The following is a 15,602-nucleotide window of genomic DNA, read 5'->3' on the forward strand; positions in this document are numbered from 1 at the left end:
CCCGGTCTTGTTGTTCGCAATGGCACCTCCGGCGGCCGCCCAAACCGCCTCGCCGGCCCCCGGCGTGCCGCTGGACGTCGCAACCCGCCGCGCCGCCATCGTCTCGAACCTGCGCTACGAACTGTCGCTGACCATTCCCGAAGCGCTGGCGTCTCCGCTGTCGGGCTCGAACACCATTCGGTTCTCTCTGAGCGATGCCTCCGCGCCGCTGGTGCTCGACTTCGAGACCAGCGCCGCCAATGTCAAGGCGGTCGATGCCAACGGCAAGGCGTCGCCCTACCGCTACGTCAACGGTCACATTGTGATCCCGGCCGCCTCCCTCGTCGCCGGCGCGAACCATGTCACGGTGACGTTCGACGCCGGTGACGCGTCGCTCAATCGCAGCAAGGACTTTCTCTACACGCTGTTCGTGCCCGCCCGCGCGCGGCTGGCCTTCCCCGTGTTCGATCAACCGGATCTCAAGGGCCGCTGGACGGTTCGACTGGAACATCCGGCGGCGTGGCAGTCGGCCGCCAACGGCGCCGAAACGGCGCGGACGACGAGCGGGGAGCGCACGACGGTGGCGTTTGCCGAAACCCAGCCGCTGCCGACGTATCTCGTGGCGTTCATCGCCGGTGATTTCATTCCCTTTGCGAGAATGTTCGCGGAAATATTCGTTGCTCCAGTCGCGCCGAGCAACACCAACGATGGTGATTTCTGGGGGTAATCTGCGATCGAGTCGCATCTGATACAATGCTGGGACTAGTTTGCGCTGAGTAAGATCGCCGGATGCGCCGAAGATAGTCAATATTTGCGGTTCGGGGACTCGTTCTTGGCGGAGTCCTTGGCGAAACGGGTTTTCTAGTAGATCGATCATTTATTACTGGTGTGGTAGAACTCGGACTAGTGCTTGGTTTTGGGTTGCTGGTGGGGTAGAACCCGGATCTGGGGGGTTTCCCCCCAACCCCCCCATTGAGGGGCGGCGTTCTGCCCCTCAAACTCCCCTGCGTATGGATGGCTTGTGTGCTAGCTTGGAGCGGCATTCGCTCCAATTTAGATTTTAGTTGAAGGTTGCTAGGCGATAAAATCCCCTCCTCGGAGCGAAAAGTGCTGCTGGTCGGGTGACCCGCCCAGTGGTCTTGGGGTTTCCCCTGTCTTGTCTTGTCGTTTTCTTATTCGGGGGAACCCCCGAATAAAAACGCCGCTGTCTCACCTTTTTTGACGGGGAACCCGTCCAAAGGTGAGCCGCAAGTTGAGCACCTTTTCAAGACAGGGGTGCCCGTAGGGCGGGTAAATCTTCGCTTCTTTCTTTCTCTGCGCCCTCTGCGCCTCAATAAAAAAAGATCCCTGCTAAAAACAAGCAACTATACAGGTGTCAAAGCCTTAACCTTACCATCCAAAGATTTCATCAACGAGTCAAAGGGCTTGACGAACTTATCGATCCCATCAATGAGCAGCTCATCCATGACAGCATCTAGATCGATATTAACATCAGAATCCTTGAGACTGGCAACCAATCGGTAGGCTTCATCGACACCCGATTCAATTCGGCTGGCGGGATCGCAATGATCGGCGCAGGCTTCGATCGTGCTTGGTGGTAGGGTATTGACAGTATCATTCCCAACTAATCCATCGACGTACATCACATCGCTATAACTGGGATCTTTCGTACCTGTACTCGCCCAGAGCAGGCGTTGAACTCGTGCGCCGTTGACTGCTAATTCTTGCCAACGTTCGGTCGCGATGATTTTCTTGTATTCTTGATAAGCGACTTTGGCATTGGCGATCGCAATTTTACCTTTAAGGGCGGCGATTTTTTCAATTTTACCTGGATCGGTGGTCTGTTTGATGAAGTGGTCTAATTTACCATCAATATTGGTGTCAATCCGACTCAGGAAGAAACTAGCCACTGAGGAAATATTACTAATGTCTTCACCTTTAGCGGCGCGGGTTTCTAAGCCGCGAATATACGCCCAGGCTGATTCTACATAACTAGCGACAGAGAACAGCAAGGTGACGTTGATGCTGATGCCTTCACTTATCATCTGCTCGGCGGCTGGCAAGCCCTCTGGGGTGCCAGGAATCTTAATCATCACGTTTGGACGATTTATCGCAGCGTGATAGCGACGGGCTTCTGAAATGGTGCTGGCGGTATCTGTGGCGATTGTCGGCGGAACTTCAATGCTGACATAGCCATCGATCCCCTTGGTTTGCTCATAGACGGGGAGCAGTACATCGCAAGCATGACGGATGTCAGTGAAAATCAGCGATTCGTAAATATCGTTGAGGGATTTACCCGCTTTAATTCCAGCGACGATCTCGGTGTCGTAAATTGCATTACCGACGATCGCTTTTTCAAAGATGGCGGGGTTGGATGTGATCCCCAATACGCCACGGGTGGTAATGAGTTTGGCGAGTTCGCCGGATTCGAGTAGATCTCGGCTCAGGTTGTCCATCCAAATACTTTGTCCGTATTCGGTTTCGATCGTTAATAAGGGATTTTGACCTGCTGCTGTCATAATTTTGATTTACTCCAATGGTTACTGACAATCGATTTGAGTCGATCTGGAAGGACGATCGGAAAAGATCCTATTTCGTAGCTACGATCCTTCTACTCTGGTATTTCTTGGATGTTGTGACATTAACAAAACACCAGTCACAACGCATAACTAAACCTAGTTCTAGCGATCGGATCTCTTTGGCAAAGCCTGCCGTAGGTAATCGCTGTTCACCGCATTTTAGCCGATCGACATCTGAATATGTGTATCGGCGAATATAAATTTTCTTAAATTAGGGACTACGTTCGCACTCTTTGCCTTTATCTCAAAGAATTAGTACTTTTCAAACTTTGATCACGATCGGCGGGGGAGCCATTCTCAAAAAGTCGTAAATTAAACTAAGATTAATCTCATCACAAAATAGTTGCATCTTCATGTCACCTAAAATCTCGCTGTGGGCAGGATTCGTCGGCATTGCGGCGACAATTCCCCTCGGACAGTCGTTCGCAATTGCCAAGACTTCAGTCGAGATTGGTGACACAGCTAAGACAATTACGGTCTTAATTACCGAACCGAATAGTTTTGGTTCGGGGGTAATCCTCCAACACCAAGGCGATATCTATACTGTGCTCACTTCGGCGCATGTGTTGGAAAACCGAGCTGACTATAAAATTACCACATCAGACGATCGCCAGTATCAGGCGATTGCTAGCTCGATTCTCCTGGCTCCAGACAAGATCGACCTCGCCGTCGTCCAATTCAAGTCTATAACTAAATATCCCACTGCCAAACTGGGAAATTGCACTGTCTTGCAATCGGGGATGGATCTATATGTCGGTGGATTTCCTGGCAAAACTAGAGCCATCACTGAATCAGTATTTGTCTTAAGGGAAGGTAAAGTCTCAGCCAATAGTAATAAAATCTTTGAGAATGGTTACTCTCTAATCTATAGTAATTCCACCCTACCAGGAATGAGTGGTGGAGCTGTACTAAATGGCGATGGTGAGCTAGTCGCCATTCATGGGCGAGGAGATCGAGATGAAGATGGCACCAAAACTGGATTTAATTTGGGTATTCCTGTCAACCGCTTCGCCACGATCGCGAGTAATATGGGAGTCGCGCTAGGTGGCAAAGTAGCACCTATTCCGCAAGACACCGCACCAAAAGCAGATGATTACATCGCATCGGGCGTACAGAAATATCGAAAACGAGATTATCAGGGTAGTTTAGCAGATCTCGATCGAGCCATTCAACTCAAACCCAACTCGGCTATTGCTTACAACCAGCGTGGTCTGCTCAAACACAAAAAATTCCAGGACAACCAGGGAAGTTTAGCCGACTTCAATCGCGCGATTCAACTCGATCCCAACGATGCTATTGCCTTCAATAATCGCGGTTCACTTAAAGAGAGCAAGCTCCAGGACATTCAGGGCAGTTTAGCTGACTACAATCGCGCCATTCAACTCGATCCCAATTTTGCTACTGCTTACAGCAATCGCGGTCTTCTGAAAGAAAAAAGACTCCAGGATATTCAGGGCGGATTAGCCGACCTCAATCGTGCCATTCAACTCGATCCCAACTCGGCTATTGCCTACAGTAATCGGGGTGCTTTGAAAGAAGAAAGACTCCAGGATATTCAGGGCGGATTAGCCGACCTCAATCGTGCCATTCAACTCGATCCCAAGTTGGCTAACGCTTACAGCAATCGCGGTGCTTTGAAAGAAAAAAGACTCCAGGACATTCAGGGCGGATTAGCCGATTACAATCGTGCCATTCAACTCGACCCCAACGTTGCGGCTATTTACAACAATCGTGGTTTGCTCAAAGCGGACAAACTCAAAGATATTCAGGGGGGATTCGCTGACATCAATCGCGCGATTCAACTCAACCCCAACTATGCTATTGCCTACGCCAATCGCGGTATCTTGAAAGTGGAAAAACTCCAAGATGTTCAGGGTGGATTAGCTGACTACAATCGTGCCATTGAGCTCAACCCCAATTTTGCCACTGCTTACTATAATCGCGGTGCTTTAAAGGCGAATCAACTCCAAGATGCTCAGGGCGGATTAGCCGACTACAATCGCGCCATTGAACTCAACCCCAATGATGCTGGTGCTTATAACAATCGTGGTTTGCTCAAAAAGGAGAAACTCCAGGATGTTCAGGGATCATTAGCCGACTACAATCGCGCCATTGAACTCAAACCCAACTCTGTTAGTACTTACAACAATCGGGGTAATCTTAAAGTTGAAAAACTCCAGGATATTCAAGGCGGATTAGCCGACTATAGTCGCGCTATTCAAATCGATCCCAATAATGCTAATGCCTACCAAAATCGCAGTATCATCAAATATACTCGTCTGGACGATCGATCTGGCGCAATTGCCGACATGCAACAAGCTGCAAAACTATATGAAGAGCAAGGTAATACTAAAAAGTATCAGTTAGCGATCGACAAACTGAAAAAATGGCAATAGACTTAAAGAAACCCTATTTTTTAGCTAGAGAGTGGATGTTTGCGGTACGATCGAGATGTATTTTTACTGACTAACTCTAACTATCATGGCAGCAGAACCAATTACGCCAGCAATTAGCGATCGCATCTGTAAGCACATGAACGACGATCATGCTTCCGCAGTGCTTACTTACGCTCAAGTCTACGGCAAATCTCCCACCGCAGCAACAGCCGCCATGAGTGCGATCGATCCCTTAGGTATGGATCTTACCGCCCAAGTCGATGGTAACACCGTCAGTCTGCGCATTCCATTCGATCGAGAACTCACAGATTCCGAAGACGCTCACCAAGTCCTCATTTCCATGATTAAATCAGCCAGAACACTTTCTGCCTAAGCTTTTGAGAAGAGGGGGAGACGGGAGACTGGGGGACACTGGAAGAGGAAAAGGACGCAAGCGTCCAAATTCACTGCCCCTTTCCCCTTTCCCCTTTCCCCCTTCCCCTCAAATCAGGTGTGGACGACACGACAAAAATATCAGTTTTCCACACCTATCACAACTTAGTGAAGTAGAAGATGATGTAAATAGCTCAGAAATAGCTCAAAGGAAACTCAAAATGAACTTTTCTATCCAATCGATTTACAACTGGTATCGCGATTTGTTACGGAATCCCAAATATCGTTGGTGGGTGGTAGCTGCATCCGTTGTTTATATTGTCAGTCCGCTCGATATTTCTCCCGATATTTTCCCTGTAGTTGGTTGGATTGATGATGGTATTGTCATCTCGTTATTGATTGCTGAAGTCTCGCAAATTGTCAAAGAAAAATTACAGGAACATAATGTTCGCGCTGAGAAGGCAACCGCAACTGTTCCCACTGCGACCGTTGATATAAATGCCGTTCAAGTAGACTAGAAAAACAGATTTACTCTCTTCTAAATCCTCTAGTAGGGGCAATTCAGGAATTGCCCCTACTAGAGGATTTGTATTTCTAGCTGCGGTTGCGGGCGGGAACTCGATCGCCTCGTTCTAGCTTCACTTGTAGGCGATTTAAGACCAACCAACCGATCGATCCACTCGCAACTATACCGATCGAGATTACCCCCATCACCAGGGCATTTTCACCGCCAATTAGCGCAAAAATTGTCGCAACTATCCAAGCTACTAGAGCGATAACGACGATCGATTGTTTGGCAATTTGAATATTTTTATGTGCGGTTCGACAAGTATGACAATGTTCGGTGTGGCTATGATATCGATCGAGTAATCGATCTTTATCTAATGCTGGTTTAAAAGATTGTCTCGGGAACGGATCGGCTTGATAATCATTCAACCATTGTCGATATTCAAACACGAAGACATCAGCTTTTGTCGGTAGATAAAATGCCTGACTAAAATTCTCGCTTCCACCACTCTGTTCTAGATATCGTTCCTGATGGTGGAGGAAAATTTGGTCATCTTCTAAGATCGCATTATTATTAATGTGCGAATACCATTGAGGCGTATTCTTAATAAAGAATGCTGGAAGTTTGCTTGCAAATTTAAATGGAAATCTGGCAAAAACTCGACATTCACCCTTCCTTGTCGGCGTGGCGTAAACTACTGTAATTGTTTCGCCTAATTGCTTCGATGTCAGCGCGTGCCACATCAAAGATGGAGCGATAAAGGTGGTATTCTGTCTGCCTAGTGTACCCTTACGCGGCCCATCTGCCCAAGTACCTGTAAATCCAGACTTATCTGAAGAAGTTACTTCCAATTCTACCGGACTTGCATTCGATCGCTTACCCACACTATTGTGATGCGTAAATGGTAAATGACTCGGATCGAGCACATTTTCCATCAATGTCAGCGCATCATAAGGCAAATCCCGAAAGGTATTTAACATCACCCAGCCATCTGTCGGCTTCCCTGCTTCCATCGGTACCGGAATCATCGGAATGGGTGTATTCTCGGCTCTTGTCGCCGTACCTGGATAGATAAATAATAATCCCTGCTCGACCGCAGTTGGTAGCGACTTCACGCAAGCTCGACGAGAAGTTTCGGCTTTAGCATCGGGTAATTGCTGGGGGATGCGATCGCATGTACCATTACCTGTAAATGCCCAACCATGATAGGGACATTCTAATAAACCATCTTCAGCGATTCTCCCTTCCGATAGTCTAGCTAAACGATGGGGACATCGATCGTCAAATGCTCGCCACTCTTGGGCTTGGCTATCCCACCAGATAACCAAATCTCGATCGAGTAATGTAAAAGGTGTAGGTGTAAGTTTATCCAGATCCTCTAAATAGAATACCGGATACCAAGACTCGATCGGGTCGAATCTCATTGGCTCATCTCCACCTGCTGTTATTAGATCCGCTAACACTGCTGCTGTCATAGTTAATGCTTACCCGATGCAAGAGAACTGCTTTACACTTCGTTACATACAGGATAACAATCGATCGCAGGTTGAAGCAAGAAGTATTGAGGTTATTTAAAATACACTACTCTCTACACTCTACTCCCTACTCCCTAATGGATATAATGCTATTAACGAGCCACTAGCCACCAGCCACGCCCTCATGGATACCAAAGCTTTTAAAAGATCGCTCAACCAATCGGACAACTATCATCGTAAAGGATTCGGACATCAAGCCGATGTTGCTGTTGTCTTGGAATCAGAATACCACAGCGATTTGATCCAAGAAATCCGCGATCGAAACTACACGCTGACTCGTGGGGATGTCACGATTCGATTAGCTCAATCTTTTGGCTTTTGTTGGGGGGTAGAAAGAGCGGTAGCCATTGCCTATGAAACTCGTCAACATTTTCCTACTCAGCAAATTTGGATCACGAATGAAATCATTCATAATCCTTCTGTCAATCAACGGTTGCGGGATATGAAAGTTAACTTCATTCAAGTAGAAAATGGAGTTAAAAATTTCGATCCGATCGGTAGTGGCGACGTGGTAATCTTACCTGCTTTTGGTGCCAGTGTCCAAGAAATGCAACTATTAAACGATCGAGGCTGTACGATCGTCGATACCACATGTCCTTGGGTATCTAAGGTCTGGAACACGATCGAAAAGCACAAGAAAAAAGACTATACATCGATTATTCACGGTCAATATAAACACGAAGAAACTGTTGCCACTAGTTCCTTTGCCGATAAATATTTAGTCGTTCTAAATATGGCAGAAGCAAACTATGTTGCTGACTATATTTTAAATAATGGCGACTCGCCAGCAGAGAAACTTCAGCGCAGAACTGAATTTATGACCAAATTTAGTAAAGCTTATTCCGCCGGATTCGATCCAGATATCGATCTCGAAAAAGTCGGTATTGCCAATCAGACTACCATGCTCAAAACCGAAACCGAAGCGATCGGTAAATTGTTCGAGCGGACGATGATGAAAAAATACAACACCGCCGAATTGAACGACCATTTTCAAAGCTTTAATACTATCTGTGATGCTACCCAAGAGCGTCAAGATGCCATGTTCGAGCTAGTCGATGAACCACTCGACCTGATGGTCGTAATTGGCGGCTATAACTCATCTAACACCACACATCTACAAGAAATCTCGATCGAGAATAAAATTCCTTCGTATCATATCGACAGCGATATCCGTATTTTGGCTGATAATCAAATCGAACATAAACCCTTGTCTAAAGAACTAGAAATTACTAAAAATTGGCTCCCAGAAGGGAAAATTGTGGTTGGAGTTACATCTGGAGCTTCTACCCCTGACAAGGTTGTCGAGGCGGCGATCGAACGGATATTTGCGACTAAAAGCGGATCTTTTTCTACTATCAACCCAATCGCTTAGGCTGTTTGTAGGTATCGCTCGAACAGCAAGATTCAGTCATCTGAAAATTGAAAGACTACTGGATAAAAGAGGAAGACTAAATTATTTTCCTCTTTTTCTTAATCTTTAATAAAACTATTGTTTTCGATCTAAATTAGCGAGTTATCATATTACTTATGAATTGAGGTGCAATGGGTGCTCCACACATTAATAGCTGTTATTGTCATTATTCTAATATTTTGCGCGTGGTTGAGCTATCGCAAGCGACTGCGTGCATATAGTCGGCGGTTGTCGGGGCTGGAGTCTAGCTCCCTGCGACGACCTTATAAACGGATGACTAGAGATCCTGAAGAGCAATACGTCGAAGGTGTCGGCTATGTGATTGGCGATCTCAGTTGTACTTACAATGCTCGATCTCCCTATATCCGCTGTGCGGTGAATCCAGATGGTCTCTGTCAAGATTGTCGCCATTATCAACAAGCGGAAGAATGAGTAATATTGTTCCATGCCTAAAAATTGAAATCATTACAGGTAAAGGCGATCTTTTGAACCTATGACAAATTCTGACTCAACACCGATGCTGACGGCAATTCAGGAATTAATCGATGTTGTCTTCAAATTGCGCGATCCTGATGGCGGTTGTCCGTGGGACTTGGCGCAGACACCTGAAAGTTTGACTCCATATATCGTCGAGGAAGCTTATGAAACAGTACACGCAATTCGGAGTGGCGATCGAGCTGCGATCGTGTCAGAATTGGGTGACTTATTATTGCAGGTAGTCTTACAAGCTCAATTGGCTAGTGAAGCGGGGGACTTTACACTCGAAGATGTGGCGCAGGGGATTAGTGAGAAATTAATCCGCCGTCATCCTCATGTCTTTGGCGACGTGCAAGTTGCTGATGTTGCGGAAGTGAAGGCGAATTGGGAACAGATTAAATCGATCGAGAAAGGTCAAATGACGGCATCATTTAGCAATAAGCTCAGTAGTTATGCCGAGAAGTTACCACCCCTAACCGCAGCCGTAAAAATCTCAGAGCTGGCTGCATCTGTGGGGTTTGAATGGGCAAGTGTCGATGGAGTGTGGGCAAAGTTTGATGAGGAATTGGGCGAGTTTAAGGAAGCACTCGCTACTCCCGATACAGCCCATCAAGAAGCGGAATTAGGCGACTTATTATTTACGGTAATTAATCTGGCTCGATGGTACAAACTCGATCCAGAACGGGGCTTGAATGGTACGAATCAACGGTTTATCGATCGCATCCACCAGATGGAAAGATATACAGATCGTCCGTTGACAGATTATACGATAGTTGAATTAGAATCTCTCTGGCAACAGGCAAAGCAAAATTTGGCAAAAGCTAAACATAGTTGAATTAAGACATAAACCCGACTTTTTTGAAAAGTCGGGTTTATAGCAGCACTAGTTTTTATCGTCCCAATCGCCTTGGTGATTGCTATTTTTAACCAAGATTGGACGTTTAAGTCCCATTGCTTTTTAAAAACTAGCCGCTACTCACTAATTTAAAATACTTGTTCCACACCAGAAATTTCAGGAATCATATCGCATAATTTGCGCTCGATCCCCATTTTGAGCGTCATTGTCGAACTAGGGCAAGAACCGCAGGCACCTTGGAGACGGAGTTTGACGATTGGACCATCGATCTCGACTAGTTCTACATTACCACCGTCAGCCATCAGGTAGGGACGGAGAGTATCGAGGACGGTTTCAACGTTGACAGGATTGAGTGTTAAAGCTTCAGACATAGTTTACTAAACCAAATTGAGAATTATCATCGACGGAATCGATCTCATCTCGATCGTAACCGATTATTACCGTAAGTTGCTAGTTCTAGTTTTGGTAAAGGGTAAGAGGTTTTAGGGGAAAGGTTAAAGAAAATACTCATCATTTCTCCCACACCTACACACCCACACACCCTACACCCACACACCCCAATATATTTGGTGAAAATTAGGAGTTATTAGCAAGATCGGTTAATTTTTGGCTGACGATCGCAAAAGCGATACCGCGATGACTAATACTGCGTTTAGTCTCCTTGGACATTTCGGCGAAGGTGAGTTGTTTTGCGGGGATATAAAAAATCGGATCGTAGCCAAATCCATCGACACCGCGCGGGGAAGTAAGAATTTCACCCCGACAAATTCCTTGGGCTTCGGCGGCAATGGTACCATCGGGACGAGCGACAGCCACAGCACAGATAAATTGCGCTTGTCGTTGGGATGGATCTGGCAAATCGCTTAATTCACGTAAGATGCGATCGATCCGTTCTTTATCGCTATTAGCATACCGTGCGGAATAAATTCCTGGTGCGCCATTGAGGGCATCCACTTGTAGCCCAGAGTCATCAGCGATCGCCCAACAATTCAACGCGATCGCCACTTCTGAGGCTTTCAGGCAAGCGTTAGCGGCAAATGTATCTCCTGTCTCATCTACATCTAATTCGGCTGGTTTGAGGGCTAATTCCCAGGGGCTATTATGTAGGTATGCTTGCATTTCTCCCAGTTTGCCAGGGTTGCTGGTGGCTACAATTAGTTTTGTCATAATTTAGTGGATAGTGGATGGTGAATAGTGGATAGTGAATTTACCTGAATTTTTATAGACGTTTATTTTTAACCGCAGCGATTCGCGCTCCTCGGCTTTACCGAGGGTTTAGTTCACCAAGCAGCGAATCAAGACAAAGGTGCAGAAAGCGCAGAGGACATATTGTGGGGATTTTTAGATATTTTTCGGTGACGATTAGTTCGTTCTTGATTTTAGCTAGTTCTGTGCCAGTTTTTGCGGCTTTTCCGCGTCCGACTCTGAGTCGGAATGGGATGGTAGCATCTGCTCATCCGTTAGCTAGTCAGGCGGGGGTGGAGATGCTGGCGCGGGGTGGTAATGCGATCGATGCGGCGGTGGCGACGACTTTGGCGATTTCGGTGTTGGAGCCTTTCGCGGCGGGAATTGGTGGCGGGGGTTTTATGATGGTGAAGATGGGGACAGAGATGAAGTCTCTGGATTTTCGCGAACGCGCCCCCCAAAAAGCTACGCGGAATATGTATCTGGATGGACAGCGGAAGGTACGTCCGAATGCTAGTTTGGAAGGACATTTGGCGGCGGGGGTACCAGGAACAATTGCGGGATTAGCAGCAGCGCATCGTCAGTATGGTAAGTTACCCTGGCGGACGGTGGTTGCGCCGTCGATTAAGCTGGCGCGGGATGGGTTTAAGGTGAGCGAACTTTATACCGAGCAGGCGAAGTCAAAACAGAAACTACTCGCGAGTAATCCCGCTGCACGGCAGATTTTTACCAATAATGGCAAACCGCTCCAGCCAGGAGAACGCTTAATTCAGCGGGATTTAGCACGAACATTAATTGCGGTGGCACGGAATCCACAGAATTTTTATACCGGATCGATTGCCAGGGCGATCGATCGCGATATGCGCCTCAATCAGGGCTTAATTACCCTCGCAGATCTCCAAGCATATCAACCTAAGTGGCGAGAGCCGCTCTGTGGCAAATTCCGTCAATACAGCGTCTGTTCGATGGCTCCACCCTCATCTGGTGGCGTACACTTATTGCAGATCTTAAACACGATCGGCAGTACGGATTTAGCAGCTATGGGTTGGCATAGTCCCGACGCACTCCATCTACTGATTGAGTCGATGCGGATTGCCTATGCCGATCGATCGACACATCTCGGCGATCCTGATTTTACCAAAATACCTGTGTCGGCTCTGACGAATCCTGCTTATGCAGCCAAACGTCGTCAGGAAATTAATCTGGAAAAAGCACGTCCTTCGGCAACGGTACAACCAGCAACAGTAGAGATCTTAAAACAATTCGATTCTAAAGTTTCTGTACAAAACCCACCCGCGACTGAAGTGCGGGCTAGCGGCTCAAACCCGTTAAAACGGGTTGTTACCCAACCAGTCTACTTGAGTAGACTTGCACCATTAGCCCGCGATTTATCTGCGGGTGGGATGGGCACGAAGCTAATATCCGAATCGATGGAAACCAGCCACCTCACGGTTGTCGATCGAGATCGGAATGTTGTCAGTCTGACATTTACAGTTAATTATCGCTTTGGTGCGGGAGTCGTCGTTCCAGGAACAGGGATATTATTAAACGACGAAATGGATGATTTCGCCATCGCACCTGGAGTGGCGAATGTGTTTGGATTAGTCGGTGGTGAGAAAAACTCGATCGCACCTGGCAAAACCCCTCTATCTAGTATGACACCAACGATCGTCACTGAAAACGGTAAATTCCGACTGGCGATCGGCGCACCTGGCGGGAGTACGATTATTACTACCGTGCTCCAAATCATACTAAATGTCTTGGAATACAAAATGGATGTCGGGGAAGCTGTATCGGCTGGGCGAATTCATCACCAATGGCAACCAGATCAAGTAAATATCGATCCGTGGGGATTCGACCCTTCAACACTAGCAGAATTGCGGCGACGAGGACACTCGATCGAACCGCGTAGTTATTGGGGTAATGCTAATGCCATTCAACAATTACCCGATGGTAGACTGCAAGGAGCCGCAGATCCGCGCGGGGAAGGAGTCGCACAGGGTTTTTAATGGTTTTTCTTACTCCCCAACACCCCCACACCCCCACACCCCCACTCGCGACAAGCGATCGCGCCCAATCGTGATTTACGAATATACTATAGGTATCGAGACGTAGCCACCGCCACAATCTAGCCTCGTGCCACCGCCTGTTAAGTTAAAAGCTATGACCACCTCTGCTACGACTACCGCACTACTCCAAGAGATTTTCCCATTTCCTCTCGACAAGTTCCAACTTCAGGCGGTGGACTCACTCAACTTAGGCAGATCGGTTGTAGTCTGCGCCCCGACTGGTTCTGGTAAAACTCTGATCGGTGAATATGCTATCCATCGCGCCATTAGACAAGGGCGCAGAGTGTTTTACACTACCCCACTCAAAGCTTTATCAAATCAAAAATTTCGCGACTTCAAAGCCGAATTTGGTGAGGATAATGTGGGCTTGCTCACTGGTGATATCTCCATCAATCGCGATGCTCTAGTCGTCGTCATGACTACCGAAATCTTTCGGAATATGCTCTACGGTACTCGCATCGGTGAAGTTGGTACCTCGATGATGGGTGTCGAAGCCGTGGTGCTGGATGAGTGCCACTATATGAATGACAAACAGCGCGGTACAGTTTGGGAAGAATCGATCATTTACTGTCCGCCCCACATTCAACTCGTCGGACTTTCCGCGACCGTCGCCAATAGCAAGCAATTAACCGACTGGATTAGTCTAGTTCACGGCCCGACCGATCTGATCTATTCTGATTATCGCCCAGTTCCTCTAGAATTTCACTTCGTCAGCCCCAAAGGAATCGCGCCACTATTAGATCCCAATACCGCCAAACTCAACCCTAAACTCAAATCCCATCGTCCTCCAGGTAGCCGCAAACAAGAAGACATCCCCAGTATCGGTTTTGTCGTCAGCAAACTCGCCGAACGGGAAATGCTACCCGCGATTTACTTTATCTTCAGTCGGCGCGGTTGCGATAAAGCTGTAGCGGATATGTCCACACTCAGACTCGTAAATCCTGAGGAATCGGCGCGGCTGAAGATCCGCATCGATGAATTTCTTGATAAAAATCCTGAAGCTGCGCGGGCTGGGCAAGTAGAACCCCTGTACAAAGGCGTTGCAGCCCACCATGCCGGAATTTTACCAGCCTGGAAAGTACTAGTCGAAGAACTGTTTACTCAAGGCTTGATCAAAGTCGTCTTTGCTACCGAAACCCTCGCAGCCGGAATTAATATGCCCGCGCGGACGACAGTTATTTCCAGCCTCTCCAAACGCACAGACCAAGGACATCGCCTCCTGACCGCCTCGGAATTCCTCCAGATGGCTGGACGTGCCGGAAGACGGGGTAAGGACGTGGTGGGCTATGTGGTTGCCACTCAGACCAGATTTGAAGGAGCGAAAGAAGCAAGTGATTTTGCGACATCCGCACCAGATCCGCTGGTGAGTCAATTTACGCCTACCTATGGGATGGTATTAAATCTACTCCAAACCCATAACCTCGAAGAAGCTAGGGAACTAGTCGAACGCAGTTTCGGCCAATTTACCAAAACCCTCCATCTCCAACCCCAACAGCAGGGAATTAATGATATCAAGCGGGAATTGATCCAGCTCCAAGAAACCCTAGGTAAAGTCGATGGTGATGTCTTAGCCGACTACGAAACAGCCCATTCTCAACTCAAACTAGATCAAAATCAGCTCAAAAATCTTCAACTCTATACCGAGCAAGTCCACGCGGGACAAGTTAGCAAACTCTTGCCAGCAGCATTACCAGGCACAATTCTCAGCCTCAAAGGTAAGCATGTCCCCGTCGCCACCCCCCTCCCAGCCGTCTTGGTGAGCAAAATCGCCGGATCTGGCTACAAACCCGCCTTAGTCTGTCTGGGACAAGATAACCGTTGGTACGTCGTCAATCATCAGGATGTCGTCGCCGTCCATAAGCATTGGTCTGACTATACAGGTAAACAGCGCGTCTCCCCCGTAGTTTCCCTACTCCCGCCTGCGGATATGCCCCTCAAACCAGGACAAGTTCGCAAAGGTATGAGCCTAACCGCTGAAATTGCCCAGAGCATTCCCACCGTCGAACCACCAGCAACGGATGAATTAACCGCCCAAGTCAAAATCGTCACCGAGCTGAAATCGAAGCTCGAAAATCATCCGATCTGGGAAGCTGGAAATCCAGCAACCCTACTCAAACGCTACCGTCGTCAATTCGTCCTCGAAGAAGAGATTAAAGATCTCCAGGATAAACTACAAGGACAACTCGATCGACATTGGCAAGAATTTCTCAATCTGATTGAGGTATTGCGTCAAGT

The 15,602-nt window shown here is 47.5% G+C and carries 13 protein-coding genes and 1 pseudogene; 9 read left to right on the top strand and 5 right to left on the bottom strand.

Annotated elements, in window-relative coordinates; all coding sequences use genetic code 11:
- Nucleotides 1-19 precede the first annotated feature (19 nt).
- Nucleotides 20-706, top strand: a complete 687-nt coding sequence (locus tag RMO55_RS06315; RefSeq protein WP_310424995.1) for a hypothetical protein — start codon at nt 20-22, stop codon at nt 704-706.
- Here the strand turns inward: RMO55_RS06315 and RMO55_RS06320 are convergent.
- Nucleotides 611-856 (bottom strand): annotated as a pseudogene (locus RMO55_RS06320) (glucose-6-phosphate dehydrogenase); the annotation flags it as partial. The gene RMO55_RS06315 and the pseudogene RMO55_RS06320 overlap by 96 nt on opposite strands.
- Nucleotides 857-1,343: 487 nt before the next feature.
- On the bottom strand, nt 1,344-2,498 hold the full coding sequence (gene tal, locus RMO55_RS06325; RefSeq protein ID WP_310424962.1) for a transaldolase: 1,155 nt from the start codon (nt 2,496-2,498) through the stop codon (nt 1,344-1,346).
- A 413-nt stretch (nt 2,499-2,911) separates the two neighbouring features.
- Here tal and RMO55_RS06330 point away from each other — a divergent pair, with 413 nt between their 5' ends.
- The 3 genes from RMO55_RS06330 to RMO55_RS06340 all read left to right on the top strand — a co-directional run bounded on the left by RMO55_RS06330 (nt 2,912) and on the right by RMO55_RS06340 (nt 5,844).
- Nucleotides 2,912-4,954, top strand: a complete 2,043-nt coding sequence (locus RMO55_RS06330; protein WP_310424965.1) for a tetratricopeptide repeat protein — start codon at nt 2,912-2,914, stop codon at nt 4,952-4,954.
- Between the two features lie 85 nt (nt 4,955-5,039).
- Nucleotides 5,040-5,327, top strand: a complete 288-nt coding sequence (locus RMO55_RS06335) for a DUF2470 domain-containing protein (protein ID WP_310424968.1) — start codon at nt 5,040-5,042, stop codon at nt 5,325-5,327.
- Between the two features lie 220 nt (nt 5,328-5,547).
- On the top strand, nt 5,548-5,844 hold the full coding sequence (locus RMO55_RS06340) for a YkvA family protein (RefSeq protein ID WP_310424970.1): 297 nt from the start codon (nt 5,548-5,550) through the stop codon (nt 5,842-5,844).
- A gap of 76 nt (nt 5,845-5,920) precedes the next feature.
- Here the strand turns inward: RMO55_RS06340 and RMO55_RS06345 are convergent, their stop codons facing one another.
- Nucleotides 5,921-7,309 (bottom strand): Rieske 2Fe-2S domain-containing protein, encoded by a 1,389-nt coding sequence (locus tag RMO55_RS06345; RefSeq protein ID WP_310424973.1) that lies wholly within the window; start codon nt 7,307-7,309, stop codon nt 5,921-5,923.
- 184 nt (nt 7,310-7,493) lie between these two features.
- Here RMO55_RS06345 and RMO55_RS06350 point away from each other — a divergent pair, with 184 nt between their 5' ends.
- From RMO55_RS06350 to mazG, 3 genes are all read left to right on the top strand, one after another.
- On the top strand, nt 7,494-8,741 hold the full coding sequence (locus RMO55_RS06350) for a 4-hydroxy-3-methylbut-2-enyl diphosphate reductase (protein WP_310424976.1): 1,248 nt from the start codon (nt 7,494-7,496) through the stop codon (nt 8,739-8,741).
- A 174-nt stretch (nt 8,742-8,915) separates the two neighbouring features.
- The gene (locus RMO55_RS06355) at nt 8,916-9,212 is read left to right on the top strand and encodes a DUF6464 family protein (protein WP_310424979.1); all 297 of its coding nucleotides are present in this window, start codon (nt 8,916-8,918) and stop codon (nt 9,210-9,212) included.
- A 61-nt stretch (nt 9,213-9,273) separates the two neighbouring features.
- Nucleotides 9,274-10,092 (top strand): nucleoside triphosphate pyrophosphohydrolase, encoded by an 819-nt coding sequence (gene mazG, locus RMO55_RS06360; RefSeq protein ID WP_310424982.1) that lies wholly within the window; start codon nt 9,274-9,276, stop codon nt 10,090-10,092.
- A gap of 149 nt (nt 10,093-10,241) precedes the next feature.
- On the opposite strand, the gene RMO55_RS06365 is transcribed toward mazG, so the two are convergent.
- Both RMO55_RS06365 and rdgB read right to left on the bottom strand, forming a co-directional pair.
- A complete protein-coding gene (locus RMO55_RS06365; protein ID WP_310424985.1) occupies nt 10,242-10,484 on the bottom strand; it encodes a NifU family protein in 243 nt (80 codons plus the stop codon).
- 205 nt (nt 10,485-10,689) lie between these two features.
- Entirely contained in the window at nt 10,690-11,280 is a 591-nt protein-coding gene (gene rdgB, locus RMO55_RS06370; protein WP_310424987.1) for an RdgB/HAM1 family non-canonical purine NTP pyrophosphatase, read from the bottom strand.
- A 188-nt stretch (nt 11,281-11,468) separates the two neighbouring features.
- On the opposite strand from rdgB, the gene ggt reads away from it, so the two are divergent.
- Nucleotides 11,469-13,307 (top strand): gamma-glutamyltransferase, encoded by a 1,839-nt coding sequence (ggt, locus tag RMO55_RS06375; protein WP_396134193.1) that lies wholly within the window; start codon nt 11,469-11,471, stop codon nt 13,305-13,307.
- A gap of 154 nt (nt 13,308-13,461) precedes the next feature.
- The coding region (locus RMO55_RS06380; RefSeq protein WP_310424992.1) for a DEAD/DEAH box helicase at nt 13,462-15,602 on the top strand (2,141 nt) is incomplete at its 3' end.

It is taken from the genome of Chamaesiphon sp. VAR_48_metabat_135_sub, assembly GCF_031418915.1.
Classification (GTDB): domain Bacteria; phylum Cyanobacteriota; class Cyanobacteriia; order Cyanobacteriales; family Chamaesiphonaceae; genus Chamaesiphon.